This window comes from Sphingopyxis sp. 10G20-10 (assembly GCF_057365075.1).
Map to the genome: position 1 here is coordinate 2,415,010 of NZ_CP195117.1, position 17,740 is coordinate 2,432,749.

The window sequence follows — 17,740 nt, forward strand, 5'->3', positions numbered from 1 at the left end:
CAGCCTAGCCGACATCAGGTGCTAACGCCCAAATCGGACTGCACAGACCGACATTTTCCCCTGGATGGTTGTCCGCCACTCTCCTGTCCACTGTCCGCGAACGTCTTGCGCAATCTTTCGACACTTATTTTCGGCATCTGATTGATTCCAAAGCGGGCCGGCTTCAATATTATAATTGAGCGTCTGGCGGCGATGATCGCGATAGTTGCGACGAACTGGACGACGGGCAGTAGCCGACGATATAGGATAAAGATCGTTCATCGCTCCGTTCCGACCATCACCGACCAAGATCATATTGCGGAAAATATCGATCTGTAATCTTGTACTACGAGAATGATCAAACATGTAGACGGACCAGTCGTCGCGTCCCGTTTCTTCAAAAGTAAATCTGGGCCGGCCATCACTTCCATATTCGATCCATTTACCACCGCCGTTATCGGCAAAATAGCCTTGATCGAAATTGGCCCGGGTGACGTTTTGACCTGTCAGTCCATCGAGATGTGGCTCCGCATAGGCCGACGAACTGAATGTCGCTGCTGAGATACCTGAAACCGTGAGCAAGGCCATGGCAGCCCCATAGGTCAATCCGGACCGACTTTGTCCCAAAAGACGCATTCTGTATAATTTCTTCATCGGCAACAGCCCTTTTCTGATTTGCTCCGCCTCCACGCAAACCAGAGGAAGCGAAGAGAAAAATGGCACAAGTGCCTTATTAAAAATGAAAATGTCTAAAATAAATTCTGCAAACGAAAGATCATAAAATCCCTAATTTGGCCGTTCGGCCTTCAACTCGCGCACCAATGGCTGCAACCGCGCGTCATATTTGGCCAGCATCGTGTGACCACCGGCATGGTCATAAAAACTCACCAGTTCGCGCCCGTTCCAATGGTGGAGCGCATAAGCCGGATCTTCGGCAATGATCATCGGGCGGTCATCGGGATTTTCCGGGTCGATGGGCCGAAGATCGAGCGAGACTTGCGGCGCGGTCGACGAGCAAATTGCAACCGTCCGCCCTTCCCACGACACGGTCACCGACCGGTGCAGGTGGCCGCAGATCAGTCCGCGCACCTGTGGGTGGCGGCGCACGACCTCGGAAAAAATGCTGACCCAGGGTTCATCGGGGTGGGTGTTCATCCAGTCGATGCCGCTTTCGACCGGCGGATGGTGCATGATGATATAGGTCGGCTTGTCGGGCACCTTGGCCAGCTCGGCATCAAGCCACGCCGCGCGCGTCTCGCAAAAGGCGCCGCCGTGGCGGCCCTCTTCCAACGTATCGACCGTCACCAGCCGCAGCGCATCCAGTTCGATACTATATTGGACAAAACCGTTGGCATCCAGAAATCCGGGAAATTGCGCGTTGAAGGGAACACGCAAGTCATGGTTGCCGACGCTCGGCCATACCGGAAAGGGGCAGCGTGAAAAGGCGGTGGCAAGGCGGCGATAGCTGCTCGCGTCCCCCATATCGGCAATGTCTCCGGTGGCGAGCAGCAGATCGGGGCGGTTCGGCCCGTCGATAAGGACATCAAGCACATCATCGAGCCGCTTGCGGTTATATTCGGCCGGATTATCCGGTTCAAACCCGATATGAATATCCGTGATCTGCGCGATCAGCATATGGCTCCCCTGCTGCGGACGATGCAGACTGGTCGCCCGCTCATCCGCCCAGTCCCGCCAGCGAATCCGACCCGTGGCGCCAGGACAATTGATACAGGCTGCGCTTGGGGCGCTCTGTGATTTGGGTCACATCCTTGCGTGATCGGCGCGGTGTCCACGGTTTTCCGCCATCCGAATGATATTCATGGCACATGGCACAGGGCGATGGCGTTGCTTGTTCTTTCAGCTTGACCAGATGACCACCCTGTTCGCCGACATGGCAATCGCGGCACTGGCGCAGGTCGGGGATCAGCAGATCTGCCGATTTTTTCGACGTCGGTGCCATGGTGTGACAATCGGCGCAGGCGGTTTCCTTGTGCGCGTCATGGTCAAACCAGCCTTTTTGCAGGAAGCGCGCGGTCTGATGCACCTTCATCACCTGCCAATTATTGCCCGACTTTGGCGACGTGATGGTGTGGCAGTCATAACAGGCGCCGCCCTTGGAAAAGACCGCACGCACCGCATCCTGTGCCCGCGAGGGACGCACCGCAACTTCGCGGAAATAGATATTATACACCTGCCCTTCGGCATATTGACCGGGCCGACGCCGCGACATGCCGCCAAGCTGCAAAGGCCGTGACGGTGATGTTGATCGATAATAGGCGGTCAAGTCCGCAACCACCTGATCGGGCTCACCATGGCGAAGCGTGCGGGTGACGCCGCCGACCTCTTCAAAGGCGAGGCTGTGACACATCGCGCAATCACGTTCCATCTTGACCGGAGCAATCCGCACCCCGTCGGCTTCGGGCTGGTGGCAATTGCTGCATTCCAGTTTCTTGCCAAAATTATATCTACCCCGAAAGCTTTGCGCCATACGGGCGACGCCGCCATTAGTGTCGAGATGCAGCGCGTGCGGGAATTTCAATCCGTCATAATCAAGCGGCATTTTGGTTGAAGCGCGCTCGGGTTTGACCCCCGGTGCCATACGGACCAGCGGACGGAATTCGGGATGTCCGGTGCCAAAGTCGCTGGCGTCGGCCAGCTTCGTCTTGATACGGCTCGACATGCCGTCGTGACAGTCGGAACAGAATTTCTGTGGTGTCGCGGGCATACGTCCCGCGCCCTCATGCTCGGTATGGCATTCGACGCACCGCCCCTGCGGCCGGTTAAAGGCACTGGCAAAACTCGCCAATACCTTCTTGCCCAGTCCTGGCGGCGCACGCGCGGCAATCAGCATCGTTGTCGAGGCATTGGCATGGCTTGCGCTCATCGCTTTATGCTCGCCAGTGTGGCAGCCGACACACGCTTTGTCAGTTACCGCGACAAAGGGTTCGACATGGCAAGACTGACAGTCATTTTTCAGGTTGGCATGCGCGCTTGATAGCGGCCCCGACATCCAGCTTTCATCGGCATGATAACCCTGCGGGCGCACATCGACCTTTTGATAGCTGTGCCATGCCCAGATCGGTCCGACCAGAAAGGCGATCAGCATGACAATGGCAAAGCTCCACGCGCCCACGCGCTTGCCCGGCATCACGCTTTGCAGCGAAAAAGCGCGGACTTCATCAACATCCTTGCTCGATTGCGACAATTCATCGACGCGTTCGACAAGCAGGATGATATCATCCCTCTCGCGTGCGATCGTCAGTCGATGACCGCCAAAGCGCAATTCACCACCCGACGCGCTGTCAAAATCGGCGACGTCAACGGTGCGGCCATTAAAGTCGAACCCCAGACCTTCCTGCGCTGCCACCCGCACATGACGGCCATCGCTGCTGGTGATGGTCGCATGCTGCGGATTGACCGCCAGATCGGCGATATGAATGACGTTGCTGCCATCGCGGCCGAGCGTCAGCGATTCCCCGGGTAAAGGCTGGTCGCGGATAATCTGCTTGCCCGACTTGGTCGTCGAGATACGGCGCAGGATAAAGCTCATGATTTACCCTCCCCGCTCACCAGTAAAAAAACACGCTGATGATATGCGCCGACAGCGCCGCGATCAGCGCAAAGGTCAGCGGCACATGCACGTAAAGCCATATTTCAAGCAGCGCACGGATACGCAAATGGGCACGCAGCCGCGCCAGCGCCGCCTCTTTCTGCCCCAACAGTCCAATCACTTTGTCGCGCGCTTCGGCATCGCTTTCATGCGATCCGGCGAGCGCGCGGTGCGCCGCTGTCGTCGCGCAATGGGGGTATCGTCCACTCAGTCGGGCGCGAATACCGCCGCCGAACGGGTCTTGGTCCAGCGCCGCGAGTACCGGTTCGGTATCGGCGGGGGTCAAGGGTTGAGCCGCTCCATGCAATTGCCGGTCAAAGGAACGGATCGCCTCCAGCATCTGCATTTGCGTCATTTCGTCGCGATTGTTCGACAAGGCTGCGGGTAGCATCGCATAGGCGACCACGCCGAACATCCCCGACAGGATGACCAGCATCATCAACACCCACGCCAGCGTGTGGACATTCCACCCCAGCTGGAATCCGGTGTGCCAGGTGCCGATGACAATCAGGCTGAGCCCCAGATAGACATGCGCCGATGTCCATGCCTTCAGCGACCAGGCGTTGCTCGTCATCTTGCGCTTGCGATAGCCAAGCGCGGTCAGCCACAGGATCAGCCCGGCCCCCATCGTCCCCAGCGTATAGCCGAACCACGTCCCGCCATTGGGGCGCGGGGTCACATCAATCAGTGCATAGGACAGGATGACCAGCAGGCACAGTCCGCCCGAAATTTTGGCCCAGCGGAAATTGGCATGGCGCAGGAACCCTTCGTGGCGGCTTTCGCGCACCCGCTCGGTCTGCGCCGCCCGCACGCGGCGATTGCGTCGAAACAGCCCTCCTCCTGCCATCAGCCCTCATCCCCTTGCAGCCGCGCAAGCGACAGAAATTCTTCGGGCGAAACCCGGATAGCAGCTCCGGTCGGACAGGCGCGAACACAGGCAGGACCGCCCGCAATTCCCTTGCACATATCGCATTTGACCGCGATTTTCTTGGGCTTGGTGCCTTCAGGCAATTGCGACTTGGTCCATTTGGGCGACGGCTCGCCGGGGCCGGGGCCAAAACCGGTCAGCAGCCAACGGAGCAGGCTGGGCTTTTGCGGCGGCGTCGCTTCCATGCGGATCACGCCATAGGGACAATTGCGCATACAATTGCCACAGCCGATGCAGCCTTCCTCCATAAACACTTCGCCGTCGGGGCCACGGTGAATCACATTGGGCGGACAGTCGGCCATGCAGTGCGGATGCTCGCAATGACGGCAACTGGTCGGCACATGCAGATGGGCAAAGGTCTTACCCGCCTCACGGTCGAGCCGCGACAAGCCTTCGTGGCTGTCGGCGCAGGCTTTTTCGCAATTGTCGCAACCGACGCACAGATTTTCGTCGATCAGCAAAGCATCGGTCGCCTCACCCAGTCCGCGATCGATCAGAAAGGATGCGGTGTCCGAATAAAGGTCCACCGCGCTCGCATAACCCGATTTGCGTCCCTCGATATAATCATTGACCACCTTGCGGTCGGTCATCGCTTTTTCGGTCGCTTCACGCACTTTCGGTTTGGTGGCCAGCAATTTGCGGAACGCTTCACCCTTCAGCTTGATGACTTCGCTGCTCACCGCTGCCTTGACGCTCGCGGTACGGCGACCGCCACCCAGCACCGCCATCTCGCCAAAATAGGAACCGGCGGGCAGATAGGACAGGAAGATGGGTTTGCCGCCAATATCCTTTTCGACCACCATCGATCCGGTGCGCACAATGAAAATATCATCGCCCTCATCGCCTTCGGCGAGCACGACCTGACCCGCGCGCAGCTTCATCACTTCGGCGTCTTCGAGCACAGGGTCCAAATCTTCGGCGACCAGCCCGCCACGGAAAATCTGCAACAATTGTCGTTCGAGCGAGATGCGGGTGATTGCGCGCTTGGCTCCCGGCACTGCTCCCATCAGCTTTATCGCAGCGGTGCGCGACACTTCGACAAAGATGCCGTCTTCACCCGCGCGGATGGTCGCGCCGCGTTTGCGCCCCGAAATCAGGCCCACCTCGCCAAAGATCGACCCTTCCTCAATCGGCACGGTGACCGAGGGGTCATTGGGGTTAATTTCGACCAGCACATGGCCCTGGGCAATCGCGAACAACGACGACCCCGGATCATCGCGTTCGAACACGACCTCGCCCTTTTGATAAAAGGCGACCTTGGAATCGAGAATGAACTCGCGCATCTGCAACGGCGACACATCGGCAAAGATGCGCACTCTCGTCCGCAGGAACTCCAGCCACTCGGACACCGATTTTTGCTGCGGCAGATTGGCGAAAATCGCCGCCAGATCCTTTTCGTCGGCCGGGGTCAGACTGGTATTGCCGTTGATGAACTCGACAACGTCATAACCCTGATTCATGCAATGCTTGATCAAGGGATAGCCCGCCAGCGCGCCAATCACGAAAATGCCGGGCACGGTCGATTCAAAGGTCGGCGACAATTTGGGAAAGGCCTCACGGTCGGGACCGGTGAATTCAATCCCCATGCTCTCAACAAAACCGCGCGGGGCCACCGACCCCAGCCGCGCGACAATCACATCGGCCTCTATCCGCACTTCGCCGGTCGGGGTTTCAAGCGTCAACCAGCCGGGTTCGACTTTCGCGGGCGTCGTCTCTGTCCGCACGTTCATCGAGCCGTTGGCCCCGGCCTCCATCAGGTCGGACACATTCTTGGCCTTGGCCCGGGCAAAATCCTTCGACCGGTTCAAAATCGTGACGGTGTTTTCCAGCGCCTCTTCTGCAACGCCCAAGGCATTTTCAATCCCGGCGTCGCCCGACCCGACCACCGTGATATGCTTGTCCTGAAAATCGGCAGGGTCATCGACCTGATAGATGATGTGCGGCAGGTCGGCCCCGTCACAACGCATCCGGTTCGGATTGCCCTGCGTCCCGATGGCCATGACAATATTCTCGGCCGTGATCGTTTCGCCCTTCGCCGTTTTCAGGGTGAAATTGCCTTGCGCGCCCGACACTTCAACGACTTCGCTATGATAGGCGACGTTGACCGTATTTGACTGGGCATCTTCGTCCCAGTTCGCCAAAATGGCTTCGCGCGATCCTTCGTCAAATCGACAGTCGGACCGCAGGTCGAGTCGATTGGGCGTCGCCATGACATGCTTGCCCTTTTGATATTTGAAGATCGTGTCCGACAGATGGTCGGTTTTTTCCAGCAACACATGGCTCATGCCCAGCTGTGCCGCGCGCGATGCCGCGCTGAGGCCGGCAGGACCCGAACCGATAATAGCGACCTTGACCGGCTCGCTCATGCGCACACCCGTCGATATGGTGCGTCAACACCCTTTGATAATATCAGTGAAATCATCACGCGAACGGGCATCCTTCCCCCTGATCGCCAGCCCCCGGCGAATTTCAATGGATGCGACCCGGGCTTTTGCCCTGATGACAAAGCTATGCCCTTGATACTGGTCGAAGGTCAACCGCCTGCACTGAAATTTTGGTGCGGTCAGGCCCACTCCAACTGCGCGTCGGATGCGGAGGCGCGCACAGAATCAAATGGCGACCAGCCATCGGGACCCAATCTTTCGAGCGGCTGGAAACGCGCCTTATAGGCCATACGAGTCGAGCCATCGATCCAGTAGCCCAGATAGACATAGGGCAATTTTGCGCGCGCGGCGTGTTTGATATGGTCCAGGATAACATAGGTTCCCAGCCCTTCACGCAGCGGATGATTGGCCTCGAAAAAGCTGTAAATCATCGACAAGCCGTCGCCTTGACGATCGGTCAGACAACAAGCGACCAGACGCCCCTGGCTGCCATCACTGGTCGGTTCGCGATATTCGACCAAACAGCTATCGACAGGGGTCTGCTCAACCATGTCGGTGAAATCCTGCTCGTCCATATCGGCCATCCCGCCTTCGGGATGACGTGAGCTCAGATAGGATCGCAGCAGCGCATATTGTTCATCCGTAGCCCAGGCCTTGCACGCGGTGGCGACCAGATCGCCATTGCGGCGCAGGTTACGCTTTTGTGAGTTGCTGGCGGAAAAGTCGGCGGCGCAGACGCGGACTGAAACACAGGCAGCACAATCGCTGCAACTGGGGCGATAGGCGACGGACTGGCTGCGCCGGAATCCGATGCGGCCCAAGGCATCGTTCAACTCACCCGCATTGGCACCATTGAGTTCGGTAAACACCTTACGCTCTGTCTTTCCCTCTATATAGGGGCAGGGCGACGGGCTGGTGACGAAAAATCGGGGGAAACGAAACGGGGCGGACACGCGGTAAGGACCCTCCTGGCATCAATCGTCGACACTGCAGCGCGGCGGCGACTCTAAATCGGCAATCACTAAGGCAGTGACTATGCCTCGCACTGTCTAAGGTGCAAAGTCAATTTACCAGATTTTGCCGTCCCGCTATGAATCAATTCCGGCTTTAACCACGCCCGTTCATACCGACTCATGCTTTGTCGCAAGGCAGGACAATGCCGCCGCCTCTAATCATTATAGCCGCGCAATTCATTGCCGGTCAGCGTTGCGACGTGCAGCACATTAGTCGAACCGGGCGTTCCGAACGGCACGCCCGCCATCATCACCAGCTTGGCACCTGCCTTGGCGACACCATGGCGCAGCGCCATACGTTTGCCCTTGGCGATCATTTCCTCAAAGCTGCCGATGTCCTTGGTCTGCACCGCATGGGCGCCCCACAACAGCCCCAGCCGCCGCGCCGTCTCGCGCTTTGGCGTCAGCACCAGCAACGGCGCACCGGGCCGCTCGCGCGCGACCCGCCGCGCCGTCGATCCCGAAGAAGTGAAACAGATGATCGCATCGGCGGCGATGGTCGAGATGATACTCCCTGCCGCTTCGGCCAGCGCGTCGGCGGTGGTCGCATCGGGCTTGGTTTCGGTAAAGTGCAGACGGCGAAAATAATCAGGATCGCTCTCGACCGATCGCGCGATACTATCCATCATCGTCACCGCCTCTTCAGGCCACGCGCCCGCTGCGGTCTCGGCCGACAGCATGATGACGTCGGCGCCGTCATAAACAGCGGTTGCCACGTCCGACACTTCGGCCCGCGTCGGCGAGGGTGATGTGATCATCGATTCCAGCATCTGCGTCGCCACCACCACCGGCTTGCCCATCCGCCGCGCCGTAGCGACGATCCGCTTTTGCAGCGGCGGCACGGCCTCGGGCGGCAATTCCACGCCCAAGTCGCCGCGTGCGACCATCGCCGCATCGGCAATTTCCAATATCTCGTCGATCCGCTGAACCCCCGACGGCTTTTCAAATTTCACCAACAGTGCCGCCTTGCCCCCGATCAACCGCCGCGCCTCGGCGACATCTTCGGGCCGCTGGACGAACGACAGCGCAATCCAGTCAACATGCTGCTCAAGCGCAAAGGACAGGTCGCGACGGTCCTTTTCGGTCAGCGCGGCCAGCGGCACGACAACATCGGGAACATTGACGCCTTTGCGGTCCGAAATTGTGCCGCCAACCTCGACCACCGTGTCGATCCGGTCGGGCGCGACGCTCTTGACCCGCAGCACCAGCTTGCCATCGTCGATCAGCAGCCGGGTGCCCGCCTCCAGCGCGGCAAATAATTCGGGATGCGGCAGACATACCCGCGTCGCATCACCAGGGTTTTTGTCCGCATCAAGCGCAAACGCCTTACCCTTGACCAGTTCCACCGCCCCCTTGGCAAAGGTCCCGACGCGCAGCTTTGGCCCCTGTAAATCCACCAAAATCGTCGTCGGCCGCCCCGTTTTCTTTTCCAGCGCACGGATCGCGGCGATGACCTTGGCATGACCGGCATGGTCGCCATGGCTCATATTGACGCGAAAAGCATCGGCCCCTGCCCGGTGCAGCTTGGCGATCATTTCGGCATTACCACTGGCGGGGCCAAGCGTCGCCAAAATCCGAACCTTGCGCTGGCGGGGGGTAAAGCTTTGGGTCACAGTCGCTCCGATGATAAGGGTTGCGTTTGCCTAGTCGCGTTGATTGCGACAAGGCAAGCCGCGTATAGCTATTCATCCCGCCTTTCCATGGACAAGGATATTTTCATGTCGTGCAGTGAAACCAGCCCCACCGCCCCCGATGCGCTCGACAGTCTCGACGATGCCGTCGCCGCGGCGGCCTTTCGCCGTCTCGTCCGCCTGCTCCGGCACCGCAGCGACGCCGCCAATATCGACCTGATGGGCCTCGCCGGATGCTGCCGCAATTGCCTCGGCGATTGGGTCGCGGAAGCGGGCGACCTCGACAAGGAAGCGGCGCGCGCCATCGTCCACGGTATGCCCACCGCCGAGTGGAAAGCGCTGCACAAAACCCCCGCCTCGCCCGAACAAATCGCGCGGATGGAAGAAAGCATGGCGAAAAATCCCTGACCTCGTTAGGGACGCGGCAGGCGCAATTCTTGCGCCACCCCATTCCCATTCCATGGAGCCTATAATGAGCGAAGCCACCGTATCCGACCAGCAATTGCGCCTGTTCATCGAGCGTATCGAGCGGATGGAAGAAGAGAAAAAAGGCGTCGCCGACGATATCCGCGACACCTATAACGAAGCCAAATCGCAGGGCTATGACCCCAAAATCATGCGCCAGATCGTCCGCCTGCGCAAATTGCCGATCAATGATCGCAAGGAAATGGAAGCGATTCTGGACGTTTACAAGTCGGCGCTCGGAATCGACTGAGGAGAGAGCTTATGTTCAGCACGACCACCAACACCCTCGAAGGCCATCCGGTCCGCGAATATCTGGGCATCGTCACCGGCGAAGTCATCGTCGGCGCAAACCTGTTTCGCGATCTGTTCGCCAGTATCACCGACATTGTCGGTGGCCGCTCGGGCAAATATGAAAATGTCCTCGCCCGCGCCCGCAAGGAAGCCTTGAGCGAAATGGAGGGCGAAGCCGTCCGCCTCGGCGGCAATGCCGTCATCGGTGTTGACCTCGACTATGAAGTCATCGGCCAGAACGGGTCGATGCTGATGGTCTCGGCCAGCGGCACGGCAGTGGTTGTCTAGCCTCGCCGCCCACGCTAGGGCGACGCCAGTTTTCAAGCATAACGAAGGAGCCTGCCATGGCCGGCCATAGCAAGTTCAAAAACATCATGTACCGCAAGGGTGCTCAGGATAGAAAGCGCAGTTCGCTCTTTTCCAAGCTCAGCCGCGAAATCACGGTCGCGGCCAAAATGGGTCTGCCCGATCCCGACGCCAATGCGCGCCTGCGCGCCGCGATCAACGCGGCCAAGGCGCAATCGGTGCCCAAGGATAATATCCAGCGCTCGATCGACAAGGCAACCGGCGGCGACAGCGACAATTATGAAGAGATGCGTTACGAAGGCTATGGTCCCGGCGGCGTGTCGCTGATCGTCGAAGCGCTGACCGACAACCGCAACCGCACCGCCACCAACGTTCGCACGGCGTTCAGCAAGAACGGCGGAAACCTTGGCACCAGCGGCAGCGTCGCGCATGGTTTCGACCGCCTCGGCCAGATCACTTACCCCGCCGCAGTCGGCGATGCCGACACGGTGTTCGAGGCCGCGTTCGAGGCCGGCGCAGAGGATGTTGAATCGTCCGAAGACGGCCATGAAATCTGGACCAGCGTCGAAAACCTGCACGAAGTGGCCAAGGCCATCGAGGCCAAACTTGGCGAAGCCGAAGGCGTCAAACTCGCCTGGCGCCCGACGCTGAAAAGCGAAGTCACCGACCAAAGCACCGCCGAAACCCTGTTCAAACTCATCGACACGCTCGACGACGACGACGATGTCCAGACCGTTTGGGGCAATTACGACATCCCCGACGAGATATTGGAAAAAATGGGGTGACCACAATCTCCCCTCCCGCAGGCGGGAGGGGCCGGGGATGGGGGCCAGCGGTCTTGCTCAATCTCGGCACCCCCCACCCCAACCCCCTCTCCTGAAGGGGAGGGGCTTAAAATATGATCATCCTCGGCCTCGACCCCGGCCTTGGCACCACCGGTTGGGGCCTGATCCGCAGCGAGGGCAGCCGGCTGACCCATATCGCCAATGGTCAGATCAAAACCGATCCCAAATCACCCCTCGCCATGCGCCTCTCGCATCTCGACAGTGCACTCGCCGCCGTCATTGCTGATCACGCCCCCGAAACAGCGGCGGTCGAGGAAGTGTTCGTCAACGACAACCCCCAATCGACGCTCAAACTCGCGCACGCTCGCGGCGTCGCGCTGCTCGGCTGTGCCCGCGCCGGTCTCGACGTCGCTGAATATGCCCCGCGCCTCGTCAAAAAATCCATCGTCGGCACCGGCGCCGCAGCCAAAGAGCAAATTCAGGCGATGCTTCGCATCCTCCTCCCCGGCGCCAAAGTCACCGGCCCCGACGCCGCCGACGCCCTTGCCGTCGCCATTACCCACGCCAACCACCGCCCGCGCTAATTCACCCTTACCCGCTGGAGTGGGACAAACGAAGTTCGCCTCCTGTTCTCTTTTCTTGCGGTCGCCGGTCGCCCGCGCTAACCCGTAAAACATGATCGCCAAACTCACCGGACGGCTGGACAGCAGCAGCGCAGGATCCGCCATCATCGACGTCGGCGGGGTCGGCTATCTGGTCGAGGCTTCGGCGCGCACGCTCGACGCGCTGGGCGCGATTGGCAGCGACGTCACCATCCACACCGAAATGCTCGTCGGCGAAGATTTCCTCCGCCTGCTCGGCTTTGCCAAGGCCGAGGAACGCGACTGGTTCCGTCTTTTGACCAGCGTTCAGGGCGTCGGCGCTAAAGTCGCCCTCGCCATCCTCTCCGCGCTCGAAATCGCCGACCTCCAACGCGCGCTGGCCAGCGGCGACAGCGCAATGGTCGCCCGCGCCAACGGCGTCGGCCCCAAATTGGCGCTGCGCATCTGCAACGAGCTTCAGGACAAGGCTGGCGCGCTTGGCGGCATCGCAGGTAGCGGCGGCGTTCCCGTCCCCGCAGGCGGCCCACTCACCGACGCCATAACCGCCCTCACCGGTCTCGGCTTCAAACCGGGCGAAGCCAGCGCGGCGGTTGCGGCGGCCCACGCCGAACTGGGCGAAGGAGCAACCCTCGACGCGCTGGTCCGCGTGGCCCTGAAGAAGGCGGCGAAGTGACCGAATCCCTCACCACCCCCATCCGCACGCCGGAAGACGCCGACGCCGCGCTGCGCCCGAAAACGCTCGCTGAATTTGTCGGGCAGGCGGCGGCGCGCGAGAATTTGCGTATCTTTATCGAGGCGGCGAAATCGCGCGCCGATGCCCTCGACCATGTGCTGTTCTTCGGCCCGCCGGGGCTCGGCAAAACCACCCTCGCGCAGATCGTCGCGCGCGAACTTGGCGTCGGGTTTCGCTCGACCAGCGGCCCGGTGATCGCCAAGGCGGGCGACCTCGCCGCGCTGCTCACCAATCTGGAGGACGGCGATGTCCTGTTCATCGACGAGATTCACCGGCTCAGCCCCGCGGTCGAAGAAATCCTCTATCCCGCGATGGAGGACCGCGCGCTCGACATCATGATCGGCGAAGGGCCATCGGCGCGTAGCGTCCGCATCGATCTGCCCAAATTCACCCTTGTCGGCGCGACGACGCGGCAGGGGCTTCTCACCACCCCGCTGCGCGACCGGTTCGGGATTCCGGTGCGGCTCAATTTCTATAGCCATGCCGAACTGGAACAGGTCATCACCCGCGCCGCCAAGCTGCTCGGCCTGGCCGTTGCTCCCGATGGTGCGCTCGAAATCGCCCGCCGTGCGCGCGGTACCCCGCGCATCGCGGGTCGGCTGCTCCGCCGCGTCCGCGACTTTGCGCATGTCGCGGGCCAGGACATCGTCGACCGCGCCGCCGCCGACGCGGCGCTCAACCGGCTCGAAGTGGACGCCCTTGGCCTCGACGCGATGGACCGGCGCTATCTCACAATGATTGCAGACATTTATCGCGGCGGACCGGTCGGCGTCGAAACCCTCGCGGCAGGATTGTCAGAGCCGCGCGACACCATAGAGGATGTCATCGAACCCTATCTGCTGCAAGTCGGCCTCATCGCCCGCACCGCGCGCGGGCGCTGCCTCAACGCCTCGGGCTGGAAACATCTCGGCCTCAATCCCCCCGCCGGATCGCAGGACAGCCTGTTCAACGAAGGCAAATAACGCGCCCCCCTGTGAAGGCAGTGGCTCATCACCCACCGCCGCGCCCTGCCGCGAACATTGCCTCCACCGCGAGTGCGCATGGCGGCTTCCTCTATCTGCAGGACAGGACAGTTTTCCGCCTTCGTCCGCCCTCTTTTCAAAGCCGGGCATCCGCGAACGGGTGCGAAGCTGCGACAAAGTGCATATCTCCTCTTTCCGCCGAGTCGCATGGCGGCTATTCCACGCGGAAATGACCGAAGTTCCACCTCCCTTCATTCCCGGCGCGTTCGTCGGTGCGGCGCATCATTATCGCGCCCGCGTCTATTTCGAGGACACCGACCTGTCGGGCATCGTCTATCACGCCAATTATCTGCGCTATATGGAACGCGCCCGCTCCGACATGCTGCGGCTAGCCGGTATCAACCAGCGCACCGCGATGGAGGCTGGCGAAGGCGCTTGGGCGGTCACTGATCTCGCCATCAAATACCGCCGCCCCGCCAAACTCGACGACGACATGCTGGTGGTCAGCACGGTCGAGGCGGTGCGCGGCGCCAGCGTGATTATCGCCCAACGCATCCTTCGCGGCGATGAGACGTTGACCGAAGCCCTTGTCACCGCCGCCTTTCTGTCCCCTACTGGCCGCCCACGCCGCCAACCCGCCGGTTGGGCCGACCGATTTACCCGCATCATGAACGGAGAACCCACGCCTTGTTAGACCAGATATCCTTGGCCGCCGACGCCGCGACCCTGTCCCCTGTGGCGCTGTTCCTTCAGGCCGATATTGTTGTGAAGGCCGTGATGATCGGTCTGCTCGTTGCATCCATCTATGTCTGGACGGTCATCATCGGCCATGGCCACAGTGTCAGCAAGATGATGCGGGCGTCGGAAAAATTTGAACGCGACTTCTGGCGCGCGGGTAATATCGACAAATTCTTTGACGAGAACGGGCGCGATGAACTGCCCAGCGCCCGTGTTCTGACCGCCGGAATTACCGAGTGGCGACGCTCGACCAAGGGCAAAAACGTCGACCGCGAAGGGACGCGCGAACGGCTGGGCGTGGCGATGAACGCTGCGCTGGCCGCCGAGACCGACCGGCTGGCCGATCGCATCGGTGTGCTGGCCACCATTGGATCCGTAGCGCCCTTCGTCGGCTTGTTCGGCACCGTATGGGGCATCATGCGCAGCTTTACCGCGATTGCGGCGGAAAATAACAGCAGCCTCGCCGTCGTTGCGCCGGGCATTGCCGAAGCGTTGTTCGCGACCGCCATCGGGTTGTTTGCGGCCATACCGGCGGTCATCGCCTACAACAGCTTTTCGCAACGGCTCAATCGTCTGGAATCGCGGCTCGGCCGCTTTGCAGACGGCCTGCACGCCACCTTCAGCCGCGAGCTTGAGGTCGAAGGCTGATGGCGATGGGTGTCCCCCAAGGCCCCAGCCGCGGGCGCGCGCGAACCCGCCGCCGCGCGCCGATGGCCGAAATCAACGTCACCCCGCTGGTCGATGTGATGCTGGTGCTGCTTATCATCTTCATGATCACCGCGCCTTTGCTCGTCGCAGGCGTGCCGGTCGACCTGCCCGACAGCCGCGCCAAGCCGGTCGAGCAGCAAGAAGAAGAACCTGTGCAACTGTCGATCATCGGCGACGGCAAGCTCTATCTCGGCGATGAAGAGATTAGTGAATCCGCACTGCCCGACCGGTTGCAGGCGATTGCGCAAGCCGACGCGGGCAAGGAAAAGCCGCGCCAGATCATGCTGCGCGCCGACAAGGGCCTTGATTATGGCCGGGTGATGCGGGTGATGGGTGAGCTCAATCGCGCGGGGCTTAGCCGCATTGCGCTGGTCACAACCGGTTCAGACAGCGACCAATAGGGTCAGGACAATGGTCAGTATGACGAAAAACAGGAGCAAAGGCGAAAAGGCGGGTCTGACCGCCGCCATTGTCCTGCATGTCGTCGTCATCGGTCTGTTGTCGGTGCAGTGGACGGCGGGCGACCGTCGCTTTGATAATCCCCCGATGGAAGTCGACCTGATCGCCGAAACGGCGGCGACCTCGACCGCGCCGATCCTCAGCGACACCCCGCCCGCCGCGCGGCTGGGTGATGAATATTCGACCGACCTGTCGCCGCCGCAACCCGTCGTTGCCGCGCCGGTTCCCGAACCAATAGCAGCGCCCACTCCGGCCCCCGCCGCCAAAGCGACGCAGCGTTCGGCACCCGCCAAACCCAAGCCGGCAGCGAGTAAACCGACCCCGCGCAAGGCCGCCGCAGCCAAACCGGCCAAACCCAAGACAACGCGGCCCACTGGGCGGCTCGACGGTCTGGTCGATGGCCTGTCCCCCAATGCGACCAAATCAACCAGCAAAGGCGCGCCCGCCGCCGCCACAGCCGCCGAAGTCAGAAAATCCATCGACGTCAGTATCAAGTCAGCCATCGCCCCGCGCTGGAACAGTTGCACCGTCAGCGGTTTTGAGGTTGCCCAGCTTAAAACGGTCGTCCGCTTTCGCCTGACCCAGTCGGGGGCGCTGGCGGGTTTCACCAGCGTCAGCACCAGTGGCCAGAATGACAGCAACAAGTCGCAAGTTTCGCGTCATCAGGAATGCGCCAAACGTGCTATTGAACTCGCTGCCCCGTTCGACCTTCCTGCCGACAGTTATGATTTTTGGCAGAATTACACACTCGATTTCATCAAGAGGTAATGATCATGGCCCTCCGCCTTCTGGCTGCAACCTTGTCCCTGCTGCTGACCGCTACGCCCACGCTGGCGCAGGATGCCGCGCCGCAGCCGACACCCGCACCGACGCAAACCGAACCACGCGAAACCATCGAGGGCACCTTGTCGCAAGACCGCACGGTCATTGCCATTCCCCCGCTCGCCACCCCCGCAGCTGTTACCGTCGCCGGGCTGCGTACAGACACACTGGGGCGTCAATTGGCAGAAGTTATTTCCGCCGATCTGGAACGCAGCGGCCTTTACGCTCCGCAAGGACCCAGCGGCGTGCGCGCCATCGGGATGAGCGAAGTGACGGCGCCCATTTTTAGCGACTGGGCCTCGCGCGATGCCGAAAATCTGGTTCAGGGCTTTGTCCGCGCCAATGGCGACGGCAGCCTAACCGTTGGTTGCTATCTGTATGACGTCGCCCTGAAAAGCGAACTGGTGCGGCAAGGTTTTGTTATCCAGCCAGGCGACTGGCGCCGCGCCGCGCATAAATGCGCCGACAGCATCTATTCGCGGCTTTCGGGCGAAGCGCCCTTTTTCGACAGCCGCATCGCCTATATCGCCGAAAGCGGCCCCAAGGGGAACCGGATCAAGCGGCTGGCGATTATGGACAGCGACGGCGGCAACCACCGCTTCATCACCAATGGTCAGGCACTGGCCATTTCCCCGCGCTTTTCCCCCGACTATAAAAAGATCGTTTATGTCAGCTATTTGAACAACCGGGTCCGCGTGTTTATCTATGATGTCGCAGCAGGCACCCAGAAACTGGTGACCGAAAGCAGCAACACGACTTTTGCTCCGCGCTGGTCCCCCGATGGCCGCCAAATCCTGTTCTCTATGGCGCAGGGCGGGAATACCGACATTTATCGAATCTCCGCCGAGGGCGGGACGCCGGTGCGGCTGACCGACAATCCGGGCATCGATGTCGGCGGCAGCTTTTCCCCCGATGGCCGCAAGATCGTGTTCGAAAGCGACCGGTCGGGCGGGCAGCAACTTTATACGATGAACATCGACGGTTCGAACCAGCAGCGGATCAGCTTTAGCGGCGGACGCTATGCCACACCCGAATGGTCGCCGCGCGGTGACCTGATCGCCTTTACCCGCATCGGTGGCGGCGAAATCCGCATCGGGGTGATGACGCCGAGCGGCGGCAGCGTGCATTTGCTGACCAATGACTGGCAAGACGAAGCGCCGACATGGTCGCCCAATGGCCGCGTGCTGCAGTTTTTTCGCACCACGCGCGGGAAAAACGGAAAATCCAGCCTGTGGCAGGTTGACCTGACTGGCGTAAATCTGCGCCGCTTGCCAACCCCGCAGGACGGATCGGACCCGAGTTGGGGGCCTGTATTGCCCTGACT

At 60.9% G+C, this 17,740-nt stretch carries 19 protein-coding genes; 12 read left to right on the plus strand and 7 right to left on the minus strand.

All coding sequences use genetic code 11. The features are described 5' to 3' along the window. Positions 1 to 21: 21 nt before the first annotated feature. The 7 genes from ACR3XE_RS11710 to pyk all read right to left on the minus strand — a co-directional run bounded on the left by ACR3XE_RS11710 (position 22) and on the right by pyk (position 9,527). On the minus strand, positions 22 to 567 hold the full coding sequence (locus tag ACR3XE_RS11710; protein WP_473700015.1) for a mannan-binding protein: 546 nt from the start codon (positions 565 to 567) through the stop codon (positions 22 to 24). A gap of 198 nt (positions 568 to 765) precedes the next feature. Continuing rightward, positions 766 to 1,614: a phosphodiesterase gene (locus ACR3XE_RS11715; RefSeq protein ID WP_473700014.1), complete on the minus strand. Its 849-nt coding sequence runs from the start codon at positions 1,612 to 1,614 to the stop codon at positions 766 to 768. Positions 1,615 to 1,654: 40 nt separating this feature from the next. Beyond that, positions 1,655 to 3,529, minus strand: coding sequence for a cytochrome c3 family protein (locus ACR3XE_RS11720; RefSeq protein ID WP_486185759.1), 1,875 nt, complete (start codon positions 3,527 to 3,529; stop codon positions 1,655 to 1,657). A gap of 16 nt (positions 3,530 to 3,545) precedes the next feature. Then, complete coding sequence (locus ACR3XE_RS11725; protein ID WP_473700012.1) at positions 3,546 to 4,436, minus strand: hypothetical protein; 891 nt, start codon at positions 4,434 to 4,436, stop codon at positions 3,546 to 3,548. Beyond that, positions 4,436 to 6,883, minus strand: coding sequence for a cyclic nucleotide-binding domain-containing protein (locus ACR3XE_RS11730; protein ID WP_473700011.1), 2,448 nt, complete (start codon positions 6,881 to 6,883; stop codon positions 4,436 to 4,438). Before ACR3XE_RS11730 ends, ACR3XE_RS11725 begins: the two co-directional genes overlap by 1 nt. Positions 6,884 to 7,080: 197 nt before the next feature. Beyond that, on the minus strand, positions 7,081 to 7,854 hold the full coding sequence (locus tag ACR3XE_RS11735; RefSeq protein WP_473700010.1) for an arginyltransferase: 774 nt from the start codon (positions 7,852 to 7,854) through the stop codon (positions 7,081 to 7,083). A gap of 215 nt (positions 7,855 to 8,069) precedes the next feature. Next, a complete protein-coding gene (gene pyk / locus ACR3XE_RS11740; RefSeq protein ID WP_473700009.1) occupies positions 8,070 to 9,527 on the minus strand; it encodes a pyruvate kinase in 1,458 nt (485 codons plus the stop codon). A gap of 105 nt (positions 9,528 to 9,632) precedes the next feature. Here pyk and ACR3XE_RS11745 point away from each other — a divergent pair, with 105 nt between their 5' ends. The 12 genes from ACR3XE_RS11745 (at position 9,633) to tolB (ending at position 17,738) form a co-directional block, all read left to right on the plus strand. Next, positions 9,633 to 9,953 carry a DUF1244 domain-containing protein gene (locus ACR3XE_RS11745; RefSeq protein ID WP_473700008.1) on the plus strand — a complete coding sequence of 107 codons (321 nt, stop codon included), beginning with the start codon at positions 9,633 to 9,635 and terminating at the stop codon, positions 9,951 to 9,953. 64 nt (positions 9,954 to 10,017) lie between these two features. Next, positions 10,018 to 10,260 carry a DUF2312 domain-containing protein gene (locus ACR3XE_RS11750; protein WP_473700007.1) on the plus strand — a complete coding sequence of 81 codons (243 nt, stop codon included), beginning with the start codon at positions 10,018 to 10,020 and terminating at the stop codon, positions 10,258 to 10,260. Positions 10,261 to 10,271: 11 nt separating this feature from the next. Further along, positions 10,272 to 10,589: a YbjQ family protein gene (locus tag ACR3XE_RS11755; RefSeq protein WP_473700006.1), complete on the plus strand. Its 318-nt coding sequence runs from the start codon at positions 10,272 to 10,274 to the stop codon at positions 10,587 to 10,589. 56 nt (positions 10,590 to 10,645) lie between these two features. Further along, complete coding sequence (locus ACR3XE_RS11760) at positions 10,646 to 11,392, plus strand: YebC/PmpR family DNA-binding transcriptional regulator (protein WP_473700005.1); 747 nt, start codon at positions 10,646 to 10,648, stop codon at positions 11,390 to 11,392. Positions 11,393 to 11,505: 113 nt separating this feature from the next. Further along, on the plus strand, positions 11,506 to 11,976 hold the full coding sequence (ruvC, locus tag ACR3XE_RS11765; protein ID WP_473700004.1) for a crossover junction endodeoxyribonuclease RuvC: 471 nt from the start codon (positions 11,506 to 11,508) through the stop codon (positions 11,974 to 11,976). A 91-nt stretch (positions 11,977 to 12,067) separates the two neighbouring features. After that, complete coding sequence (ruvA, locus tag ACR3XE_RS11770) at positions 12,068 to 12,667, plus strand: Holliday junction branch migration protein RuvA (protein WP_473700003.1); 600 nt, start codon at positions 12,068 to 12,070, stop codon at positions 12,665 to 12,667. After that, positions 12,664 to 13,689, plus strand: a complete 1,026-nt coding sequence (gene ruvB, locus ACR3XE_RS11775; protein WP_473700002.1) for a Holliday junction branch migration DNA helicase RuvB — start codon at positions 12,664 to 12,666, stop codon at positions 13,687 to 13,689. Before ruvA ends, ruvB begins: the two co-directional genes overlap by 4 nt. Positions 13,690 to 13,918: 229 nt before the next feature. Beyond that, on the plus strand, positions 13,919 to 14,383 hold the full coding sequence (locus ACR3XE_RS11780; RefSeq protein WP_473700001.1) for a YbgC/FadM family acyl-CoA thioesterase: 465 nt from the start codon (positions 13,919 to 13,921) through the stop codon (positions 14,381 to 14,383). Further along, positions 14,377 to 15,075 (plus strand): protein TolQ, encoded by a 699-nt coding sequence (gene tolQ / locus ACR3XE_RS11785; protein WP_473700000.1) that lies wholly within the window; start codon positions 14,377 to 14,379, stop codon positions 15,073 to 15,075. Before ACR3XE_RS11780 ends, tolQ begins: the two co-directional genes overlap by 7 nt. Continuing rightward, positions 15,075 to 15,536 (plus strand): protein TolR, encoded by a 462-nt coding sequence (tolR, locus tag ACR3XE_RS11790; RefSeq protein ID WP_473699999.1) that lies wholly within the window; start codon positions 15,075 to 15,077, stop codon positions 15,534 to 15,536. Before tolQ ends, tolR begins: the two co-directional genes overlap by 1 nt. A 19-nt stretch (positions 15,537 to 15,555) precedes the next feature. Continuing rightward, a complete protein-coding gene (locus ACR3XE_RS11795; RefSeq protein ID WP_473699998.1) occupies positions 15,556 to 16,362 on the plus strand; it encodes a hypothetical protein in 807 nt (268 codons plus the stop codon). Between the two features lie 5 nt (positions 16,363 to 16,367). Continuing rightward, on the plus strand, positions 16,368 to 17,738 hold the full coding sequence (gene tolB / locus ACR3XE_RS11800) for a Tol-Pal system beta propeller repeat protein TolB (RefSeq protein WP_486185760.1): 1,371 nt from the start codon (positions 16,368 to 16,370) through the stop codon (positions 17,736 to 17,738). The last annotated feature ends 2 nt before the right edge of the window (positions 17,739 to 17,740 follow it).

Bases quoted from the DNA above. Each gene is read 5' to 3' on its own strand.
- ACR3XE_RS11710 (WP_473700015.1), bottom strand. From the start codon at position 567: ATGGCCTTGCTCACGGTTTCAGGTATCTCAGCAGCGACATTCAGTTCG.
- ACR3XE_RS11715 (WP_473700014.1), bottom strand. From the start codon at position 1,614: ATGCTGATCGCGCAGATCACGGATATTCATATCGGGTTTGAACCGGAT.
- ACR3XE_RS11720 (WP_486185759.1), bottom strand. From the start codon at position 3,529: ATGAGCTTTATCCTGCGCCGTATCTCGACGACCAAGTCGGGCAAGCAG.
- ACR3XE_RS11725 (WP_473700012.1), bottom strand. From the start codon at position 4,436: ATGGCAGGAGGAGGGCTGTTTCGACGCAATCGCCGCGTGCGGGCGGCG.
- ACR3XE_RS11730 (WP_473700011.1), bottom strand. From the start codon at position 6,883: ATGAGCGAGCCGGTCAAGGTCGCTATTATCGGTTCGGGTCCTGCCGGC.
- ACR3XE_RS11745 (WP_473700008.1), top strand. From the start codon at position 9,633: ATGTCGTGCAGTGAAACCAGCCCCACCGCCCCCGATGCGCTCGACAGT.
- ACR3XE_RS11750 (WP_473700007.1), top strand. From the start codon at position 10,018: ATGAGCGAAGCCACCGTATCCGACCAGCAATTGCGCCTGTTCATCGAG.
- ACR3XE_RS11755 (WP_473700006.1), top strand. From the start codon at position 10,272: ATGTTCAGCACGACCACCAACACCCTCGAAGGCCATCCGGTCCGCGAA.
- ACR3XE_RS11760 (WP_473700005.1), top strand. From the start codon at position 10,646: ATGGCCGGCCATAGCAAGTTCAAAAACATCATGTACCGCAAGGGTGCT.
- ruvC (WP_473700004.1), top strand. From the start codon at position 11,506: ATGATCATCCTCGGCCTCGACCCCGGCCTTGGCACCACCGGTTGGGGC.
- ruvA (WP_473700003.1), top strand. From the start codon at position 12,068: ATGATCGCCAAACTCACCGGACGGCTGGACAGCAGCAGCGCAGGATCC.
- ACR3XE_RS11780 (WP_473700001.1), top strand. From the start codon at position 13,919: ATGACCGAAGTTCCACCTCCCTTCATTCCCGGCGCGTTCGTCGGTGCG.
- tolR (WP_473699999.1), top strand. From the start codon at position 15,075: ATGGCGATGGGTGTCCCCCAAGGCCCCAGCCGCGGGCGCGCGCGAACC.
- ACR3XE_RS11795 (WP_473699998.1), top strand. From the start codon at position 15,556: ATGACGAAAAACAGGAGCAAAGGCGAAAAGGCGGGTCTGACCGCCGCC.
- tolB (WP_486185760.1), top strand. From the start codon at position 16,368: ATGGCCCTCCGCCTTCTGGCTGCAACCTTGTCCCTGCTGCTGACCGCT.